This window comes from Shewanella inventionis (assembly GCF_014641855.1).
Lineage (GTDB): Bacteria > Pseudomonadota > Gammaproteobacteria > Enterobacterales > Shewanellaceae > Shewanella > Shewanella inventionis.
This window is the reverse complement of record NZ_BMII01000021.1, coordinates 85281-105052: the sequence shown is the minus strand read 5'-3', so window position 1 is coordinate 105052 and position 19772 is coordinate 85281. Positions and strand designations below refer to the sequence as shown.

The following is a 19772-nucleotide window of genomic DNA, read 5'->3' as shown; positions in this document are numbered from 1 at the left end:
TTGCTGCTCGATTAATGAAGACCAATACTGGTGTTTTTCTTGTGATGACATAGTGCCTCCTTAAATTGGTGAGGTACTATGACAACTATTTTTATGATTGAGTATGTGGGGTTTATTTACCGCTTACGCTGACTGAATGAATAATTGTTCTGATCCGACGTTATGCAGGTATCAAACTTTAATCGATTGAATAAAGGACTGGACATAATGTAGTTTAAGCTAAGCTCTTATTATTTTAAGGAACTGCTAATGTCATTTCTCAGCCGGTTATCCCAATGGTTACCATTCGGTGACGTGCCAGAAATGGATGCTAAAAGTGTTTTTCAGCATCTTGAAGATAATAATATTCAAATAGTCGATGTGCGCACTGCGTTGGAGTGGGATAAATCTCATATCAAAGGGGCGATTAACCTTCCAATTACTCATTATTTTGCAGATTCAGTTAAGCAACTGCAGCTAAATAAAGATCATCTCACCATTGTCATTTGTCTCTCTGCCCACCGAAGTATTCCAGCCGTTAGAAAACTAAAGCTGTCTGGATTTAAAGAGGTGTATCAACTCAAAGGTGGCATGTTGAGTTGGTGGAAAGCGAAACTGCCGACATTATCAACCTCAAATAAATAGAAAAAGGTTCATTATTATGACGTTACTCTTTTTGCATGGTTCTGGTTGTACGCATGTTGTTTGGCAGCTCCAGCAACAGTTTTTTGAACATAGCATTGCGGTTGATTACCCCGGTCATCCAGATGGGCAAGCATTGGCAAGTGCTGATGAATTAGTGCAATGGTTAGCAGACTACATTACCCAGCATCAGTTGTTCGACGTGGTGTTAGTTGGGCATTCTCTTGGCAGTGCAGTAGCATTACAGTTCGCTATCTCAGCAAAGGCAAAGATACGATTAAAGGCGTTAGTGCTCATTGGCGCGGGAGCTCGGCTCAAAGTAATGCCTCAACTGTTACAATCACTGTCTGAGCTTGTTGAGTTAAAACAGCCGTTCCCAGATTATTTACTGGCGGCAAATCAAAATATTGCCGAGCCATTACAAACACAAATTAACAATTCAATTATCAATAATGGTGTTAGCGTCATGCTGACTGATTTCACCATTTGCGATAAATTTGACGTTATCGAGCAACTGCCGAAAATTGATGTGCCGACGTTAATTATTGTGGGCGATGCAGATCAAATGACACCGATAAAATATGCCACATTTTTACAGCAGCAAATCCCCAATGCGCAAATCGCCATAATAGAGAAGGGCAGCCATATGGTGTTTGCTGAACAACCCGATAGTGTAAATCAATGCATCGAAACTTTTCTTAACACACTTGATTAAACATGGTCAGACATATGTTGTGTTTATTCATTTAGCTAGATTGTATGCGCTAAGCTTGTTTTCTGAACAGAGAAAGTGGTTGCGGGAACAGGGCTTGATAAAAAGCGACGACCTTCAGCGTTTGCTTATAATAAAGAGTAGTTTATAAAAAGCTGAGCACGACGCGCTGTCAATTGATTTGGTATTTATCTGATAATATTGGAGTATTTATATTTAATAGAGGGTATAAGCAATTGGATATTGGATATTTGAGGTTTCAAAATGGTTGCGGGAGCAGGACTTGATAAAAATCTACGACCTTCGACGATTGTTTATAAAAAGCTGAGCCCGGCGAGCTATCAACTGCTCCATCCCGCGACTGATTTTGATTTTGTTTATCTTTATTCTTGTTAAACAAGAATTGGTTGCGGGAGCAGGACTTGATAAAAAGCGACGACCTTCAGCGTTTGCTTATAAAAAAGAGTAGTTTATAAAAATCTGAGCACGACAAACTACCAATTACTTTGTGCACAGTAAGGTTACACTGAAATTTTAGTAAGTAATTTGGAATGAATATGAAGAGTTAAAAATATTGAATTGTCAAAATGGTTGCGGGAGCAGGACTTGAACCTACGACCTTCGGGTTATGAGCCCGACGAGCTACCAACTGCTCCATCCCGCGACTGATTTTGATTTTGTTTATCTTTATTCTTGTTAAACAAGAAAGTGGTTGCGGGAGCAGGACTTGATAAAAAGCGACGACCTTCGACTCTTGTTAATAAAAAGCTGAGCCCGGCGAGCTATCAATTGTTCTGTTCCGCGTCCGATAAACGCTGTTAATTGTTTTAATTCTATTAACAAAGAATTGGTTGCGGGAGCAGGACTTGAACCTACGACCTTCGGGTTATGAGCCCGACGAGCTACCAACTGCTCCATCCCGCGTCCGATAAACGCTGCTAATTGTTTTAATTCTATTAACTAAGAATTGGTTGCGGGAGCAGGACTTGAACCTACGACCTTCGGGTTATGAGCCCGACGAGCTACCAACTGCTCCATCCCGCGTCCGGTAAACGCTGCTTTAAGAGTTAAGCTTCATACCTGTTGGTGTGATTGCTGTCTGCCTCAAAGCGGGGCGAACTATAGCGATCCCTATTTATGTTTGCAAGCAAAATCGAATTAAACTTATTTGTTTGCCGATTAATTAATCGCTACTCGGTTTAAATTGCGAATATTGAACATTAAAGGTTCAAATTGGAGAATTTATAGGCCCAGTTCGATAAGTCGTTGGGGATATGTGTTTGAACAGGTATAATGCTGCACTGAATTTTGTGTAACGATGACTGACTAATACATGTTTAATTTTTTTGCTGCAGCCCCTAAGGGTTTTGAATATAGCCTAGCCTCTGAATTGAAAGATTTTGGCGCTACCGATGTTAAAGAAAGCGTTGCCGGTGTGTACTTTTCTGCACCGCTTGAACTGGCATATCGGATCACCCTCTGGACCCGCTTAGCGAGCCGTATCGTCTTAGTGATTTATAAAGGAGCTTGTGAATCTGCCGAGCAACTTTATAACGCAGCATATTGCATCGATTGGCCGTCGCACTTTTCACATAAAAAAACCTTTAGTATCGACTTTCACGGTACCGGTGGGTTTATCAACAATACTCAGTTTGGTGCGCTAAAAATTAAAGATGCGGTGGTCGATCGTTTTCGTGATGACGGTTCAAGCCGCCCTGATGTTGAACGGGTAAACCCTGACTTTAAAATTGATGCGCACTTTCGTAATGGTCAACTAACCATTTCGATGAATTTTTCTGGTGCATCTTTACATCAACGTGGTTATCGCTCAACTACTGGCGAAGCACCACTAAAAGAAAATTTAGCAGCAAACATGCTAGTGCGAAGTGGCTGGCAAGCTGATCAAACCACTATCCTAGATCCATTTTGTGGTAGCGGCACAGTGTTAATTGAAGCGGCATTAATGGCTGCCGACATTGCGCCTGGCTTAAAACGTGAAAAGTTTGGTTTCGAGAATTGGCAAAGCCACAATAAAGCCATGTGGCAGAATGTATTAGCAGAAGCTCAAGCTCGTGCAACCTTAGGTAAAACACGCTGCAAAATTAAGTTTTATGGATCAGATATTGAAGCGCACCTCGTCTCAATTGCTAAGCGCAATGCTGAAAATGCAGGTGTGGCAGATCTCATTGAGTTTAGCGTTTCTGATGCATTAGATGTTTCACCGCCTGTGAGCGAAGGCTTTTTAATTTCAAACCCGCCATACGGTGAGCGTTTAGGTAATGTCACTGAGCTTTTACAGCTTTATTACCAATTAGGTGACAAGTTTAAAAAAGAGTTTGGCGGTTGGAAAATTGCCATGCTGTGCAGCGACATTGAATTATTGTCGTCGCTAAAACTTAAAGCCGACAAGCAAATGAAAATGTTTAACGGCGCCCTTGAATGTGCATTTAACATTTATACCTTACATGCCAAAAGCACCCGTCGTGAAGCCGTCGTTTTACCTGATGGGGTTGATATTGCTGACATCGCGCCAGCATTTGTTAACCGTATCAAAAAGAACCTCAAGCAACTCGAAAAATGGGCTAAAAAAGAGCGTATCGACAGCTATCGTTTGTATGATGCCGACTTGCCAGAATATAACGTAGCCATTGATAAGTACGTTGATTATGTGGTTATTCAAGAATATTCAGCACCCGCTACCATCCCTGAAGCCGTTACAAAACGTCGGATCAGCGATGTGTTATTGGCATTGCCAGGTGCATTAGGTATTCACCCTGATCGCGTTACGCTTAAAACCCGTGAGCGTCAAAAAGGCACAAGTCAGTATCAAAAACTCGATGAACGCAAAGTAGAAGTCATCACCGAAGAATACGGTGCAAAGTTTAAGCTTAACTTAACCGGTTATTTAGACACCGGCTTGTTCTTAGATCACCGCGTAACGCGAAAACTCGTAGGCGATAAATCTAAAGGCAAACGTGTACTTAACTTATTTGCTTATACCGGCTCAGCGTCTGTACATGCAGCAATTGGTGGCGCAAAGTCAGTTACTACTATAGATATGTCAAACACTTACATAAATTGGGCAAAAGAGAACTTTGCTTTGAACGGTTTGTCTGGTGCTAAGTATGACTTTATTCAGGCTGATTGTTTACAGTGGATAAAAGACAACAGTCACCAACAGTTTGATTTGATTTTTATCGATCCACCAACGTTTTCAAACTCAAAACGTATGGAAGACAGTTGGGATGTACAGCGCGACCACGCCGAAATGTTGTCTGGTTTAATTAAGTTACTTGCCCCAAATGGTGAGCTTGTATTTTCTAACAACAAACGTAAGTTCAAAATGGACATCGACGCCCTTAATCAAGCAGGGATTGATGTGACTAACATCGACCATTTATGTTTGCCGTTAGATTATAAGCGCAACCCGCATATTCATAATGTTTGGTTGCTCACCCATGCCAAATAATGTTGAGCCTTACATCTTGTATCACACAGAGGGTTGCCATCTGTGTGATATTGCTTTGGCACTTGTTAAGCATACAGGTATTCATTTTCAACACGTTGACATTTGCGACGATGACGCCTTAGCTGAGCGTTATGGTATAAGTATTCCAGTGCTAATACAGGGGCAACGTGAATTATTTTGGCCTTTTGATAGCCAACAATTACAAGAGTTTATAGGAGTTTAGATTGAGTCTGGTTCGGATAAATAATGGCTCGTTAGCCTACGGTTACACTCCTTTATTGCAAAATGCAGATTTTACCATTGAGCCAGGCGAGCGCGTCTGTATTGTTGGACGCAACGGCGCGGGTAAATCAAGCTTAATGAAAGTGTTATCAGGTGATGTATTGCTTGATGATGGCGAATTCAACATTGCCAATGATGTGAATGTGAGCCGTTTACAGCAAGATCCACCTAAAGCAGAAACAGGCTCGGTATATGCTTATATTGCTGCAGCTTTAAAAGACATAGGTGAAGCATTAGAGAAGTATCATCAATTATCACATGACGTAGCAGAAGCTAACCCTGATGATATGGAGCGTATGCTCAATGAAATGCAGCGGATCCAAGAGGTGCTAGATCATAATAATGGTTGGCAGCTTGATTCACGTATTATTCAAAATTGTCAATTACTTGGACTGGATCCTGACAAACCATTAAGCGAGCTTTCTGGTGGGTGGCAGCGTAAAGTAGCCTTAGCCAGAGCATTGGTTGTAGACCCTGATTTGTTGTTACTCGACGAGCCGACTAACCATCTAGACATTGATACCATTGAATGGCTGGAGCAGTTTTTGCTTAGCTTTAAGGGCGCAATCGTATTTGTCAGCCATGACCGTGGTTTTATTCAACGTATGGCCACTCGCATTGTCGACCTAGACCGTGGTGTCGTTACCTCATGGCCTGGCAGTTATCAAGCATATTTAGACGGTAAGCAAGAGTGGCTTCGTGTTGAGGCTGAAAAAAACGCCCATTTTGATAAAAAACTAGCTGAAGAAGAAACCTGGATCCGTCAAGGTGTAAAAGCGCGTCGCACCCGTAACGAAGGTCGAGTAAGGGCGTTAAAAGCATTACGAGTCGAGCGTAGTGAACGGCTCAATCGCCAGGGCAATGCTAAAATGGCAGTGTCTGATACAGAGCGTTCAGGTAAGTTAGTCTTTGATGTAAAAGACGTAAACTACAACTTACCGGATAAAAATTTAGTCAAAAACTTTAGCACTACCGTGATGCGCGGCGATCGTATTGCACTTATCGGGCCTAATGGCTGTGGTAAATCAACACTAATTAAGTTATTGATAGAAAAACTGCAACCTCAATCTGGCGAAATTAAAGTCGGCACAAAGCTAGAAATCGCCTATTTTGACCAGTACCGAGAAGCGCTAGATCCTGAAAAAACAGTCGAAGAAAACGTTGGCGAAGGTAAAAGCACAGTCACCATTAATGGTCAAGATCGCCATATTTTAAGCTACTTACAAGATTTCTTATTTTCGCCTATGCGCGCTCGCACTCCGGTAAAAGCACTCTCTGGTGGAGAAAAGAACCGTTTATTGCTCGCAAGGTTGTTATTACGCCCTGCAAACCTCATTATTCTCGACGAACCAACAAACGATCTTGATATTGAGACATTAGAGTTGTTAGAGTCTCTGCTCACTGATTTTGAAGGTACGTTATTAATCGTGAGCCACGACAGAGCATTTATTGATAATACCGTCACCAGTAGCTGGTGGTTTGCGGGTAATGGCCATTGGTCTGAATACGTAGGCGGTTATCAAGATGCAATTTCTCAGGGAGCAAAATTTTATTCTGAGGAACCAGTTGCAACAACTGTTGTCCAAACGACACCCGTTGTAGAAACAAAGCCTGTAAAAGCACCAGAAAAGCCAGCTAAAAAGCTCTCTTATAAATTACAAAAAGAGTTAGAAGCGCTTCCAAGTCAAATGGAGTTGCTTGAACAAGAGATTGAAACACTACAACAAACCGTGAGCAGTGCTGATTTTTACAGCCAACCAGCGGATACAGTTAATAAGGCTCTGCAAACATTAGCAGAGAAAGAACAGAATTTAGAGCTGTGCTTCCAACGCTGGGAAGAACTAGAGTCACTGAAGTAAAGCATAATAAAACAGGAATGGTTACATGAAGTTAAAGTTTGATAAAGCCCTGTCACTCGTTGCGATTGGCGTATTAAGTGTTATCGGTTCGGCTCAAGCCGCGTCTGTGTATGAAATTGTTAATATTGAAGATTACGATTTAAACGGCACCTTAGATGGCACTCGAAATGGCTATGCCATGGCAGTTAACGACGAAGATGAACTTGTTGGTATTTCAAAAGGTAAAAACAAGTTAACAATTGATGACGTTGATGACTCTGTAATTGATATTGAAGATGGTATTACCGCAGCAGAATCCATCACATATTCTGTTTACTCTGAAATAGAAGCGAACAACTTTACTTTTATAGCAAGCGACAATGCATCAGTGGGTTCTTGGGTTCCAGAGTTTTTTAGCATGGCTGATACATTTGACCCTGCCAGCACTGAAACGGATTCAGACGACGAGTTAATCGTCAATGATGTCGATACCTTTTTTTATGGCCTTAACAATAATGGCGTAAAAGTAGGTGCTTATACAGGTGAAGAGTTAACACTCGATTACGAAGGCACGAGTACAACTCAAGAATATTTCTATTATCGCGAATTTGAAATGCGTGGTATTGCGGTTAAAAATGGCGTGGAATATCCGTTATTACCTTCATTTACCACGTACGAGCGTGAGCAAACTGCAGATGTCGATGCGGCTACCGTTGAAGTAGGCGGATGGTCAGTTGCTGCTAAAGTCAATGAAAACGACTTAGTTGTGGGTTACGGCAGTACTGCTCTGGCGTCATCTAGCGTAACCCGTATTGATAAATGCATAGAAGATGCTGAAGATACAGATGAAGATAACCCGATCCCAACCGATATTTGTGTGCAAGGATGGCAATACCCAGATGATAACGGTACTCGGTACATTCAATATCAAACTCGTGCTTTTGTATGGGATCTTAATAACTTAGATGAAGACGGTTTACCAGAGCGCACAGAACTGGAGTTAGGGCTAACCCCAGATGAAGATTCAACGCTTATTTATACAGCTCAAGGTTTAGGGATTAACTCAAACGGTGATGTTGCAGGCCGCTCACACGTTTACCGTAACGGTGATGACGACGATTTATACTTTGATGCTGCATACTGGATAAAAGACGCCAATGGTGATTACCAGTATAACTGGGTTACGATGGACGATGACGTTTACTATTCTATTGCTTATGACATCAACGATTCAGGTATTCTAGTTGGTAGTTACAGTAAATACATCAGTGGCTATTTGCGGAGCAAGTTCTTTACTTTTGACACCAATAACCCAGAAGAAGGCATTACTACTCCTAATGACTTTCAAACCTCACTATCTGATCTAAGCAGTAAACCAAAAGACATTAACAATAAAGGTCAGGTCGTGGGTTACATCGAATCTACATACGACAAAGAAAAGCCACGTCCTAAAGTGGGCTTTTTATATGACATGACCACCTCAGAGTTTGTAAACCTAAACGATCAATTGACATGTGAGTCAAAAGGTTACGAAAGAGATACCGATGGTAATTGGGTTCGTCATACTGTGAGTGTGCAAGACGGAACCGGTGAGATATTAACTTACAATACTGAGATCTCAGTCGTTGAAGCAAACAGCATTAACGAAGATGGCACCATTGTTGGCACAGGGTTTATTCTTAAACCAGAATACCAATACGATACAGATGGCGAGTTAATTATTGGTGAAAATGGATTACCTTTGTTTGAATTAGATGGCAATGGCGATCCGGTTACATCTTATCTACCGCGTATGGTGGTTTTGAAACCTACAGCTGGTGAAGCATGTGATACATCTGATGCGGTAGAAGACACTGACTATGAGCGTCTAGGTGCGGCAAGTTTTGGCTGGTTATTTGCTTTACCATTATTGTGGCTTCGTCGTAGAGTTAAAAAATAACTTAAGATTTGTACCAACAGCCTAGAACAAAAATCGAGGAATATTTCCTCGATTTTTTTTGATTTAATTCTCAATACCTTAATAAAAAATCCATAAAATGGTCATTTTTTTGATTGATCTTGGCTAAAAAAACGTCTATTTCTATATTTACGGCTTCAGATTTAACCCGTCAAACAGAAGCCTACAAATGAGAGGACGCATGCATGAAAAGACAGAAAAGAGATCGTTTAGACAGAGCTTTTTCAAAAGGATTTCAGGCCGGTATAGGAGGGCGCTCAAAGGAAGTTTGTCCTCACTCTAATCTTGATTCACGGTCTCAATGGCTTGGCGGATGGCGAGAGGGCGTTGATGGTCGCCTCAGTGGCTTATTCAACAAATAATAGCCAAAAAAATGCCCTCAAGTTAGAGGGCATTGTTAAAAAAGGTACAATGAAAACAATTAAAATGTAGAGGTATCGCTAAAAATACCCACTTTTAAATCGGTAGCCGAATAAATCTGACGGCCATCCACTTCCATAGTTGCATCGGCAATCCCCAGGACTAATTTGCGATGGATCTTGCGTTTAATGTTCAACTTGTAGGTTACTTTTTTAGCATCTGGTAGCACCTGGCCAGTAAATTTAACTTCACCTACACCAAGCGCTCGGCCTTTACCTTCAGCGCCTTCCCAGCCCAAATAAAAACCCACTAGCTGCCACATAGCATCTAAACCTAAGCAACCAGGCATTACCGGATCGGTTTTGAAGTGACAATCAAAAAACCATAAGTCTGGAGTGATATCAAGTTCGGCAACAATTTCACCTTTACCAAATTCACCACCATCTTCATTGATGGTAATAATACGGTCAATCATTAACATATTATCGACAGGTAAACGTGGTCTATTAGGACCTAAAAGATTACCGTTACCACAGGCGATAAGTTGTTCTTTAGTGAAACTGTTAGCTTTTTCCATTTATTTCTCTACCACTCTTTTAACTATTAATCGCAACAAGATAGCGAACACGTGTAAGCTAAACAACTCCGATCACTATATAATCCGTAACTTAGCTAACATTTTAGCAATAAAGCTAAGCTCCACTTCCTCATCATCTTGGCCAGCCAACTTATCTAAACGTTGTTGTACTAAACCATATAGGGTTTCTTCCGCAAAGTCATTGTCTTCATTTGCCACACCTGCCGGCATTTGCATTAAAATTTCAACCGCTTGGTCCATATGTTCAATCGCATGAATATGAAATAACCCCTTATTTACCGCATCAATAACTGCAGGTTGTAAATTGAGTTGCAACACATTAGCTTTAGGAATGATGACACCTTGCTCCCCCGTGAGTCCACGGCGATGGCATAAAGTATAAAAACCTTCAATTTTTTCATTCACGCCACCAATAGCTTGTACGTTACCAAACTGGTCTAACGCACCTGTTACGGCTAGGCTTTGCACAATAGGCTGCTCAGCAATGGCCGACATTAAGCAGCAATACTCTGCTAATGATGCACTGTCACCGTCGATTTCTTGGTATGACTGCTCAAAAACAATATTGGCATTAAGGTGAAGCGGGGCATCACGTCCGAAAATACGATATAAACAGGCCGACAAAATCATCATGCCTTTAGCATGAATATTACCACCAAGCTCAGATTTTCTTTCAATGTCGGCGACTTCGCCGTCACCATAATGTACTGAGGTTGTGATCCGTGCAGGTTCGCCATAGGTGTAATCACCAGTATCAATCACGGTAAGGCCATTAATTTGGCCAACCATAGCACCTTTAGTTGGCAGATTTATGAAATTGTCATCGAAACTTTGAGCCGAATAAATTTCAGAACTATTATGGCGAAACTTGAGTTTTTCGAGTGCTTTAGCAATCGCGGATGCATTTAATGATGATTTACCCGCATACGCTTTGGCTTGGGCTAACAGCTGCTTAATATCAAGCATGCTTAAACTTAACCGCTGTTGGTGCTCAACAAGGCGAGAGCTAAACCAAAATAATGGTAATAAGCTCGATGGTTCCAATTCAGCACCCGCATCTTTAGCTAATACGCTCAGCCATTGTACATAAGCCGATTCTGGGTATTGGGTTAAGTCCACTTCGTTACTCATTTCAGCAAGTAATGGAAAGTGCTGGTTAAAGCGGCGATCTTCTTGGCGAAGTTGGCTGTATGCCATTCCTGAACCAATCAAAATAATCTTACAATTGACAGGAATAGGCGCTAACTCATTGTTGATACGGTAGTATCCGTCATGAAGGATTTGCATCAACAAATCCCAAAGGTTTTCACGTTGCCAAATAGACTCCAAGCAAATGAACACCATATGATTTGATGCTAAAGCCCCAGGTTTATAAATGCTGCTCTTATCCGTCTTAACCATTCGGCCCAATAAATCGGCCCGACGAAGTGTTCCCTGCAAATAACATGACAGTGACTCTTGTTTAGCAACAATACCGACATGTTGCGGGGGCAACGACGCCTGCCACTTAAACTGTATCTCAGCATCATCTGACAACTTTTTTGCCGCCACTAAGTAGTTATTAGAAGGCGTGTCAGCCTGAGACACTAATGCGTTAATAAATAAGGGCCTGTCTACACCAGGGAAATCACCCAAATACAAATGTTGCGAATCGATTTTGGTCATTAATTTAAATGCATCAACGGCACGTTCTTGACCAAGCAATAAATGACTTGGAAAAAAAGCCGTAGGCGCAGTTTCAGGTAAATGATATTGAGGGGCAAGTTTGGCACTAGGCAATAGCGTTGGGTTCATAGAGTGATAATTGGGCCATGACAACAAAAAATATTCTTTCGATATTAGCATAAAGCATTACAAAAACCTCAGGACATTTACGCGGTTATAAAATTATGTAGTCTCTGTATTAGTCGAGATTTGGGTTTATCAAAGTCACGTGCTGATGATGCGCATGTACAAAATTGAAACAGGGCGATTAAATGCTATACATTTAGATAATTTTTTTAAATTTAAGGTTTACAAGTAAACGAGTTACTTATATTATTCACGCCGTTCGGAGGGATGGCAGAGTGGTCGAATGCACCGGTCTTGAAAACCGGCAACGGTTTACCCCGTTCTAGGGTTCAAATCCCTATCCCTCCGCCACATTAAATACGAGAAAAGCCGTTGATTATCAACGGCTTTTTTTGTTTTTGGCGTTTGAGGGGCTCTCCATAAGGATTGACTCAGACAATGTATCTTTATCGAGCACCCAACAACGTATACTTCACACGTATCTGTTTAGCCAAATATTTACGCGACAAGGGCTTTCCCTTTGACGTAAAAGTCTCCTTACTGACTCGTGACAGAGCAGAAGCGGTTATCCGCAACATTGAGGTTGCCGGAACACTCAAAAAAATCATCAAGTCTATTGACCATAAAACCCGTATTAACGACTTTATTCGCTACGTCGATGAGGTCATTAACAATCTTAGAGCTCAGTTTGATGCTGATGATTCTGATATTACGTTCAACATCACGCCGAAACCTCATTTCATCCCAATCAGAGACACTAAGTTGTCAGAGCATCGTGAAAGCACCACTGTGGCTCAAGTAATGCCTGTCTTAGCGTTAAATGAAGCATTAAGCGCATTTATTATTTCAAAACAGAAATCGGCCATTAGGCCACTATCTATCAAGCAGCTTGAACAACGTACTCGGCATTTTATTGATACCGTATCATCAAAATCTACACTCAAAGCTGAGAGCAAATGCGTGCATGATATAACCAGCGCAGATGCGATGACCTATCGAGATGCTTTACTAACTCAAGGCCGAAGCTACAAAAGCAATAAAGAGTACTTAGCTGCCATATTTCAGTTCTTTAAGTGGTGCCAATTAATGAATTACTGCACCAGTAATCCATTTGAAAGTGTCACAGTTGGTCAAAAGCCAAAAGCTAAACCGAATCAATCTAGAGATCGCTGGACGCATATTGAACTTAAACGACTACTTCGCAGCTCATCATTCGAGGCTTCAACAACCGATTTCAAATGGGTCACTCGATTAATGCTTTATGGTGGTTTAAGGCCTTCAGAAGCTTGCCAGCTCAAGCCAGCCGATATCAAGCTAATTGATGGCATACACTGCATTAGCGTTGATGACAGTGGTGATGCACAACGATTAAAGAACATCAATGCCAAACGTCATGTGCCCATTCACAAATACTTGCTTGAGCAAGGCTTTATTGCGTTTGTTGAGCAAAGAAAATCAACTCATACCCAGCTGTTTCATTATAAACCTGTCGGCATCATTGAAGATTGGTCAAAAACCTACTGCAAACAGCTCGCCAAGCTTCAAACTGACATCGGCATGCAAGCTAACCAGCGTCCCACGTCATATGGCTTCAGACACACGTTTATCGATGAAATGAAGCAACTGGATATCAGCGAGCACATCGTTGCTCAAATCGTCGGTCACGCTAATCCCAACATCACTTTCAGTCGTTACGGCAAAGATGTAAACGTTGATGCATTGCTTAAGGATATTGAGAGAATTGAATATCAAATTTGATGATCGGGTGTGGTTAATAAATAAACTTTAAACCTAAATTAACAATCTGTCTCGATTGACTGTAACAGTGTCAGTTGAGGCACAAACACTGCCAAAGCTGTAATTATTTCGCTACAGCAGAGAGCGAAATATAATGGTATTGAAAATGGCTCGCAGTCAGTGAGTGCGAAGCAAAAAACAGCCCAAAATTATGTGGGACCAGTACGTAACCCGGTATGCTCCTATCCCACTTTTGTTCCAAAAGGTCGGATAGGAGCTACGGGCAAGGGGAGTACCCCTTAACCCCAACAGCCACATGCAAGCATGTGAAAAATCAAAAGCGTTAAAGATAAAAGAAGCATCACCATTTTCTATATGGTCTGCACTGATTTATGTACAGTTATAATGGTGTTTCAACAATTTATGATAAAAATTGATTGAAAATCGTTCTTTAGTTGTATCGTATTTAAAAGTAGATAAATCATAATCATCTGATTTTATTGCCTTTAATTTTTATTACCGTCTAGGCATATCTTACTTTACGCGCAACCTCGGTTTGTTTTTGTCTGTTAGGCACAATTAATTGCTTTACTTCAATAAGATAGCAAATGTAGGATATTATTAATCAATAAGTTAAGGGACTGACTTTACTGCGCAAGCCCTTCAATAAGCTGTTAGCAGCCAAGTATAGGAATTCAATATTAGTACGATGTTAGAACCTTCAAGTAGCACCTACTTCCTAAGTAACGTGGAGTCCATCAGCGCTAGTTTCAATTCAATTGGTTTGTTAATCGCTGCCGCAATCCTTGTCGCGACTTTCAAATTCACGACTCTGCTACAGTCGCTCTCAACTTTAACTAAGTTAAAACCTAAATACATCGTAGTCATTGCATTTAGCGTATTTTTAGTTGCCTTTACCACATCACTTCTCAACGGCTTGAGAGTTCATAACGTCCAAAATTCTATTTTGACCAACCAGACTCAGATCATATCAGGATGTATAACCGACCATGAAATATTGCAAGGTAACAGTAGGGAAGAAATGTTCGTTATTTCAGATGTAAAATTCAAATATAACGATTACGCTACTGAACAATACTTTTTTGCTAATCGGGATCACAACACCTTTATCAAAAACGGACAGTGTGTGACTATTGTTTTCCTGCCTAAACAGGAAAACGGAATTTTAAAGATCGACAAGGTTTGAGTTGCATTGGCTGCTAACAAACAACTGTTGGCGCTCACTGCGTTCGCTGGGACACAAACACGTAGGCTCCCGTCGCTTCGCTCCTTATTTTAGCCTACGTATTTGTGCCCCAAAGTTGGGCGTTATGCGGTGAAAGAATGCAAAAATATACCGTAGATTCAAGCTATAGGCAGTTTTACATTGCCGATGCAGGGTTAGATCCGGATGCTCCAGAAGATTGGAGTGACCTGCATGTTGAGCAACGATTTAATGCTTTGCGAAATATCGTGGCTCTATGTCCTGAGGGTGACATTACAGCACGTATCATCTGCGTTCCCCCATCGCAAAGCTTTAGGCAAGAATCACAGCAGGACTTTGAGGTAACAACTCAAATAACTATCGAGACTGGGCAGCTTGCTGTTTATGGTTGGCCTCGAGAGCTACTGGAAGAGTATTTAGTCAATAATTAAGACACCCAAGATTGTTGACTAAATATTGAGCGCTGAACTACGCTTTATTTACCCTTTCACAAACGGTACTTGAAGATGGCCAGACCAAGACAGACGATCGTTAGCCTGGAAGATACGCCTTACTATCACTGCTGCTCTCGTGAAACCAATAATTAAGACACCAAACCAATAATTAAGACACCCAAGATTGTTGACTAAATATTGAGCGCTGAACTAGGCTTTATTTACCCTTTCACAAACGGTAATTAAAGATGGCCAGACCAAGACAGACAATTGTTAGCCTAGAAGATACACCTTATTACCACTGCTGTTCTCGTGTGGTGCGTAAGGCATTTCTATGTGGAATAGATAACTCAACAGGTGAGAATTTTGAGCATCGGCGTGAGTGGGTTGATTCACGCATTCTTGAATTAGCGACCATCTTTGCTATTGATATCTGTGCTTATGCCGTGATGAGTAATCACTTACATGTGGTGTTAAAGGTTGATGCTGACAAAGCAAAACAGTGGTCAGATAAAGAAGTGCTCATTCAATGGCACAAGGGCTTTAAAGGTACGTTACTCACGCACAAATACCTTAAAGAGGAAGACCTTAACCAGTTTGAACTTCAAACGGTTAATGAATGCATTACCGAATACCGTAAACGCTTAATTGATATCAGTTGGTTTATGCGTTCACTCAGTGAACCCATCGCCAGAATGGCCAACAAAGAAGATAAATACTAATAACATGGCCACCCACCCCAACTGGCTAAATATTGAGCACTCAACTATGCTTTATTTACCCTTTCCAAACGGTAATTAAAGATGGCCAAACCAAGACAAACAATCGTTAGTTTAGAAGATACGCCTTACTACCACTGCTGTTCTCGTGTGGTGCGTAAGGCATTTCTATGTGGAATAGATAACTCAACAGGTGAGAATTTTGAGCATCGGCGTGAGTGGGTCAATTCACGTATTCTTGAGTTAGCGACCATTTTTGCTATTGATATTTGTGCTTATGCCGTGATGAGTAATCACTTACATGTGGTTATAAAAGTTGATGCTGATAAAGCAAAACAGTGGTCAGATAAAGAAGTGCTCACTCAATGGCACAAGGGCTTTAAAGGTACGTTACTCACGCACAAATACCTTAAAGAGGAAGACCTTAACCAGTTTGAACTTCAAACGGTTAATGAATGCATTACCGAATACCGTAAACGCTTAATTGATATCAGTTGGTTTATGCGTTCACTCAGTGAACCCATCGCCAGAATGGCCAACAAAGAAGACAAGTGCACAGGCAGATTCTGGGAAGGCAGGTTTAAATCCCAGGCATTACTTGATGAAGCCGCAGTACTCGCCTGTATGGCCTATGTGGATTTAAACCCAGTCAGAGCCAAGATGGCCGCCACTCCAGAAACCTCAGATTACACCAGTATTCAGCGCCGAATAAATTCAGCAATAAAAGGCGAGCAACCACCAGAGCTATTACCGTTTGTGGGAAATGAAAGACTCAATATGCCTAACGGACTCATGTTCAGCGTTAAAGATTACATTGTACTAGTTGAAGATACCGGTCGAATTATTCGAGAAGATAAGCGTGGCGCAATTAGCTCAAGCAGTCAGGACATACTGAATAGGCTAAACATCCCCGCAGAGAATTGGCTTAAAATCACTACAGAGTTTGGTGCATTATTTAAAGGTGCAGTCGGAGCGTTACCTGCCTTAACTGAATACTGTGAGCATTTAGACCGAAAACGACGACAAGGCGCGGCAAATTGTCAGCGCTGGCTGTGCGCTTAAGTCATCATCCCCAATCAAATTTCAATTCTTCTAATACTTGATAGCTATCAAGTTTTTCTGTTGTGCTGAATTTCTTAGATGACCATAAATCACTTATTTAACGATAATATTTTAGCTATATCGATAAAAATTGATGAGTTGAGTACATCAATCATAACCCTCGCCAAAGCCATGAAAACGAGTTATGTTATTTGTTCTAGAAATGGGTGGCATTTTTGTTCGTGAAAACGAGTTATGTTATTTGTTCTAGAAATGGGTGGCATTTTTGTTCGATGTTGAGCATCATGATTACCAGTTATATCTGGCAATTAATGATATCGATCATACAAAAACAAAGGCAATGTCACCTCAGACCAATGGCATTTGTGAGCGATTTCATAAGACAATTTTAAATGAGTTCTATCAAGTCACTTTCCGCAAAAAGTTATATGACAATTTAGAGGTGCTGCAAAAAGATCTAGACGAATGGATGAATTACTACAACAATGATCGAACTCATCAAGGCAAAATGTGTTGCGGAAGAACTCCGCTTGAAACATTGCTTGATGGGAAACGAATTTGGGCTGAGAAAAATTTAGCTCAAATCTAAACTGACAGGCACCATTAAAAATGGGTAACTGTCAGATCAAGTCTGAGCTAGTACAGCTTAAGTCATCATCCCCAATCAATTTTCAATTTTTCTAACACTTGATAGCTATCAAGGTTTTCTGCTGTGTTGAATTTATTAGATGACCATAAATCACTTATTTAACGATAATATTTTAGCTATATCGATAAAAATTGATGAGTTGATCACTTCAATCGTAACCCTCGCCAAAGCCATGAAAAAGAGTTAAGTTACTTTTGTAAATTATGGGTGGCTTCGTTTTTTCCGATTCAGCGATGAAAGGCGAGCAACCAACAGAACTATTACCGTTTGTGGGTAATGAGCGACTTAATATGCCTAACGGGCTCATGTTCAGCGTGAAAGACTACATTGTACTGGTTGAAGATACCGGTCGGATTATTCGAGAAGATAAGCGTGGCGCAATTAGCTCAAGCAGTCAGGACATACTGAATAGGCTAAACATCCCCGCAGAGAATTGGCTTAAAATCACTACAGAGTTTGGTGCATTATTTAAAGGTGCAGTCGGAGCGTTACCTGCCTTAACTGAATACTGTGAGCATTTAGACCGAAAACGACGACAAGGCGCGGCAAATTGTCAGCGCTGGCTGTGCGCTTAAGTCATTTTTGTTCGATGGTCGTTGTACAAAAAATGGGTGGCATTTTTGTTGTAGTGGTTATTGTTCGACTGATGATGGTACATTGCAAGGTTGTGCTACCGTACAATATTAATCCATGGTCGTTGTATCCACGTCATTAAGGGTTCTGATGTGAACGTTATTGAATTATTAAAGTTATATTTAGCTCTTAGCTATGCGAAAAAATTAAGATCTTGGGGGCGAGGGACTATCTTTTTTGTACGAATGGATTTAATCGTATCTTTATCCGCTATTTTGTCTCCAATAGCTATATTATTTTCGATTCTAGCTTTGTCCGATATCGCTTACGTCGTTATATTTATCCCACTATTGGGATGGTGTGCAGATTTATTTTTGACTCGAAAATTTTCAATATATGATGATATAGAGAAAGTAAAATTATCTAAAGGAAAAATAATTAACCTTTCTATGTTTATTGCTTCGGTGATTGGTATCATTATAAGTTGTCAACTAGTTATATTTTTCACTCCCTAAATTAAGTTGTGGTTTGTTATAAATTGAAAGCTTATTCCCTAATTCAGATAATAACCGCGACTATGACGCCGAATGTTCAAGAAATGGGTGGCATTCTTTTGGATTGGTGGGGCAGGTTATTTCCCGCCATACAAAAACTTTTCAGGAAAAGATGTTTCGGGTTCTAACCTTTCAACATCTTGGAAATAATAGGTAATAATTATGAAAAGCTTATTCAAAATCACAATGCCTTTTCTTGTTTTGTGTAGCCCTTTTTTAGTGGCTCAAGAGCAAGAAATCGATAATAGAATGCTAGAGTCATGCGTACTTGGAAATCTACCTCAAGAAATTCAGTTTAACATGGTAGGTAACCCAATTTTTTTGAGTGGGAAGGTGTTTCCCAAAGAGAAAGCTGTTGAATTGCAGAATCAATTAGATGGTAGGTTGATTGGCTTAATTGAAAAGTCGGTATCAAGAACTAACTCTGAGTTTAATGTTGAAGCCCTTGTACTTGATGATTTGAATAGTGAGTATGTAAGCGGACTCGTTTCAAATATGGCATTGTATGCACCTGACATTTTTGGAGTGGTCTTTTGTGGGCAAAGTGAGCTTGTAGCAAATTTTATATTGGCGCAATTGTTTCAATACCTAGCTAAGGCATCAATTGGCTCTGATGAAAGGGAAGTCGATTGGCTCAAATCAAACAAAGAGGAGTTGAATGATTTGGGTGTGATTATAACTATTGTTGCCATTTATCTAGCTGGTAAGGATGAAAATAAGCTGCATAAGTTTATCGAATCTTTGGGTTAACTCTACATGTGATGATGGAGTTGACAACTCTATCATCACAGCTTCGCACCGACTTCAGCATTACTAGCAATCTTCATAAAAAATAATTATAACACCCATAATGATTTCATAATAACTACGACTATGACGCCGCAGGTAATATCCTTGTTAAAGGCGATTACGGCAGTCAATATCGATACGGTAGTGTAGGCAAAGGTGCTGGCGGTAATGCAGGCCCTAAAGCGATTAGGCAGTTTATCCGTGGTGGAAATTATATGGCCATATGTGGATGCTCCCGGTGAGTCAAGATAATACTCTGCTCACCGAAGGCTTTTTGGCCTTAGTTTTCTGTACTACATTCTCACTCTTATCGTTGCTTTTGATGCGACTTATTTACTGCTAGAAGCGGCTGTACTGCCCTGATGTTTATAAAGAGGCGGGCTTTACAGCCAAGCTGTGCCC

At 40.7% G+C, this 19772-nt stretch carries 14 protein-coding genes, 5 tRNA genes and 3 pseudogenes; 16 read left to right on the top strand and 6 right to left on the bottom strand.

All coding sequences use genetic code 11. The annotated features are described in order from the left end of the window. Positions 1–249 precede the first annotated feature (249 nt). Both IEW93_RS13475 and IEW93_RS13470 read left to right on the top strand, forming a co-directional pair. Entirely contained in the window at positions 250–624 is a 375-nt protein-coding gene (locus tag IEW93_RS13475; protein ID WP_188739832.1) for a rhodanese-like domain-containing protein, read from the top strand. Between the two features lie 16 nt (positions 625–640). Then, positions 641–1336 carry an alpha/beta fold hydrolase gene (locus tag IEW93_RS13470; RefSeq protein ID WP_188739831.1) on the top strand — a complete coding sequence of 232 codons (696 nt, stop codon included), beginning with the start codon at positions 641–643 and terminating at the stop codon, positions 1334–1336. A gap of 262 nt (positions 1337–1598) precedes the next feature. On the opposite strand, the gene IEW93_RS13465 is transcribed toward IEW93_RS13470, so the two are convergent. The 4 genes from IEW93_RS13465 to IEW93_RS13450 form a co-directional block, all read right to left on the bottom strand. Continuing rightward, a tRNA-OTHER gene (locus tag IEW93_RS13465) sits at positions 1599–1693 on the bottom strand. Positions 1694–1921: 228 nt separating this feature from the next. Next, positions 1922–1997 (bottom strand) — tRNA-Met (locus tag IEW93_RS13460). A 184-nt stretch (positions 1998–2181) separates the two neighbouring features. Next, a tRNA-Met gene (locus IEW93_RS13455) sits at positions 2182–2257 on the bottom strand. Positions 2258–2301: 44 nt separating this feature from the next. Then, positions 2302–2377: transfer RNA gene (locus IEW93_RS13450), tRNA-Met, on the bottom strand. A gap of 289 nt (positions 2378–2666) precedes the next feature. Between IEW93_RS13450 and rlmKL the strand changes: the two genes are divergently transcribed. The 5 genes from rlmKL (at position 2667) to rmf (ending at position 9241) form a co-directional block, all read left to right on the top strand. Further along, positions 2667–4802, top strand: coding sequence for a bifunctional 23S rRNA (guanine(2069)-N(7))-methyltransferase RlmK/23S rRNA (guanine(2445)-N(2))-methyltransferase RlmL (gene rlmKL, locus IEW93_RS13445; protein ID WP_188739830.1), 2136 nt, complete (start codon positions 2667–2669; stop codon positions 4800–4802). Next, positions 4792–5025, top strand: a complete 234-nt coding sequence (locus IEW93_RS13440; protein WP_188739829.1) for a glutaredoxin family protein — start codon at positions 4792–4794, stop codon at positions 5023–5025. The genes rlmKL and IEW93_RS13440 overlap by 11 nt, the downstream gene beginning before the upstream one ends. Position 5026: 1 nt before the next feature. Beyond that, a complete protein-coding gene (locus IEW93_RS13435; protein ID WP_188739828.1) occupies positions 5027–6943 on the top strand; it encodes an ABC transporter ATP-binding protein in 1917 nt (638 codons plus the stop codon). A gap of 25 nt (positions 6944–6968) precedes the next feature. Next, entirely contained in the window at positions 6969–8861 is a 1893-nt protein-coding gene (locus IEW93_RS13430; protein ID WP_188739827.1) for a DUF3466 family protein, read from the top strand. 203 nt (positions 8862–9064) lie between these two features. Further along, entirely contained in the window at positions 9065–9241 is a 177-nt protein-coding gene (rmf, locus tag IEW93_RS13425) for a ribosome modulation factor (RefSeq protein WP_188739826.1), read from the top strand. A 59-nt stretch (positions 9242–9300) separates the two neighbouring features. Here rmf and fabA read toward each other — a convergent pair whose 3' ends face one another. Together fabA and IEW93_RS13415 are read right to left on the bottom strand one after the other, a co-directional pair. Next, positions 9301–9816: a bifunctional 3-hydroxydecanoyl-ACP dehydratase/trans-2-decenoyl-ACP isomerase gene (fabA, locus tag IEW93_RS13420; protein WP_188739825.1), complete on the bottom strand. Its 516-nt coding sequence runs from the start codon at positions 9814–9816 to the stop codon at positions 9301–9303. Positions 9817–9891: 75 nt separating this feature from the next. Continuing rightward, positions 9892–11631 (bottom strand): AAA family ATPase, encoded by a 1740-nt coding sequence (locus IEW93_RS13415; RefSeq protein WP_188739834.1) that lies wholly within the window; start codon positions 11629–11631, stop codon positions 9892–9894. Between the two features lie 258 nt (positions 11632–11889). On the opposite strand from IEW93_RS13415, the gene IEW93_RS13410 reads away from it, so the two are divergent. The 9 genes and pseudogenes from IEW93_RS13410 (at position 11890) to IEW93_RS13370 (ending at position 19331) form a co-directional block, all read left to right on the top strand. Continuing rightward, positions 11890–11979: transfer RNA gene (locus IEW93_RS13410), tRNA-Ser, on the top strand. 87 nt (positions 11980–12066) lie between these two features. Beyond that, positions 12067–13386: a tyrosine-type recombinase/integrase gene (locus IEW93_RS13405; protein WP_188739824.1), complete on the top strand. Its 1320-nt coding sequence runs from the start codon at positions 12067–12069 to the stop codon at positions 13384–13386. Between the two features lie 1323 nt (positions 13387–14709). Further along, a complete protein-coding gene (locus tag IEW93_RS13400) occupies positions 14710–15021 on the top strand; it encodes a hypothetical protein (protein ID WP_188739823.1) in 312 nt (103 codons plus the stop codon). A gap of 251 nt (positions 15022–15272) precedes the next feature. Beyond that, a pseudogene (locus IEW93_RS13395) lies at positions 15273–15737 on the top strand (transposase); the annotation flags it as partial. Between the two features lie 90 nt (positions 15738–15827). Beyond that, the gene (locus tag IEW93_RS13390; protein WP_188739822.1) at positions 15828–16805 is read left to right on the top strand and encodes a transposase; all 978 of its coding nucleotides are present in this window, start codon (positions 15828–15830) and stop codon (positions 16803–16805) included. Positions 16806–17079: 274 nt separating this feature from the next. Beyond that, positions 17080–17394: pseudogene (locus IEW93_RS13385) on the top strand (integrase core domain-containing protein); the annotation flags it as partial. Positions 17395–17681: 287 nt separating this feature from the next. Further along, a pseudogene (locus IEW93_RS13380) lies at positions 17682–18029 on the top strand (transposase); the annotation flags it as partial. Positions 18030–18179: 150 nt separating this feature from the next. Further along, complete coding sequence (locus tag IEW93_RS13375; protein WP_188739821.1) at positions 18180–18542, top strand: hypothetical protein; 363 nt, start codon at positions 18180–18182, stop codon at positions 18540–18542. 201 nt (positions 18543–18743) lie between these two features. Continuing rightward, positions 18744–19331 carry a hypothetical protein gene (locus IEW93_RS13370; RefSeq protein WP_188739820.1) on the top strand — a complete coding sequence of 196 codons (588 nt, stop codon included), beginning with the start codon at positions 18744–18746 and terminating at the stop codon, positions 19329–19331. Positions 19332–19772: the final 441 nt, after the last annotated feature.

Excerpts from the sequence above, each read along its gene's own strand:
- IEW93_RS13475 (WP_188739832.1), top strand. The coding sequence starts at position 250 with ATGTCATTTCTCAGCCGGTTATCCCAATGGTTACCATTCGGTGACGTG.
- IEW93_RS13470 (WP_188739831.1), top strand. The coding sequence starts at position 641 with ATGACGTTACTCTTTTTGCATGGTTCTGGTTGTACGCATGTTGTTTGG.
- rlmKL (WP_188739830.1), top strand. The coding sequence starts at position 2,667 with ATGTTTAATTTTTTTGCTGCAGCCCCTAAGGGTTTTGAATATAGCCTA.
- IEW93_RS13440 (WP_188739829.1), top strand. The coding sequence starts at position 4,792 with ATGCCAAATAATGTTGAGCCTTACATCTTGTATCACACAGAGGGTTGC.
- IEW93_RS13430 (WP_188739827.1), top strand. The coding sequence starts at position 6,969 with ATGAAGTTAAAGTTTGATAAAGCCCTGTCACTCGTTGCGATTGGCGTA.
- rmf (WP_188739826.1), top strand. The coding sequence starts at position 9,065 with ATGAAAAGACAGAAAAGAGATCGTTTAGACAGAGCTTTTTCAAAAGGA.
- fabA (WP_188739825.1), bottom strand. The coding sequence starts at position 9,816 with ATGGAAAAAGCTAACAGTTTCACTAAAGAACAACTTATCGCCTGTGGT.
- IEW93_RS13415 (WP_188739834.1), bottom strand. The coding sequence starts at position 11,631 with ATGAACCCAACGCTATTGCCTAGTGCCAAACTTGCCCCTCAATATCAT.
- IEW93_RS13405 (WP_188739824.1), top strand. The coding sequence starts at position 12,067 with ATGTATCTTTATCGAGCACCCAACAACGTATACTTCACACGTATCTGT.
- IEW93_RS13400 (WP_188739823.1), top strand. The coding sequence starts at position 14,710 with ATGCAAAAATATACCGTAGATTCAAGCTATAGGCAGTTTTACATTGCC.
- IEW93_RS13390 (WP_188739822.1), top strand. The coding sequence starts at position 15,828 with ATGGCCAAACCAAGACAAACAATCGTTAGTTTAGAAGATACGCCTTAC.
- IEW93_RS13370 (WP_188739820.1), top strand. The coding sequence starts at position 18,744 with ATGAAAAGCTTATTCAAAATCACAATGCCTTTTCTTGTTTTGTGTAGC.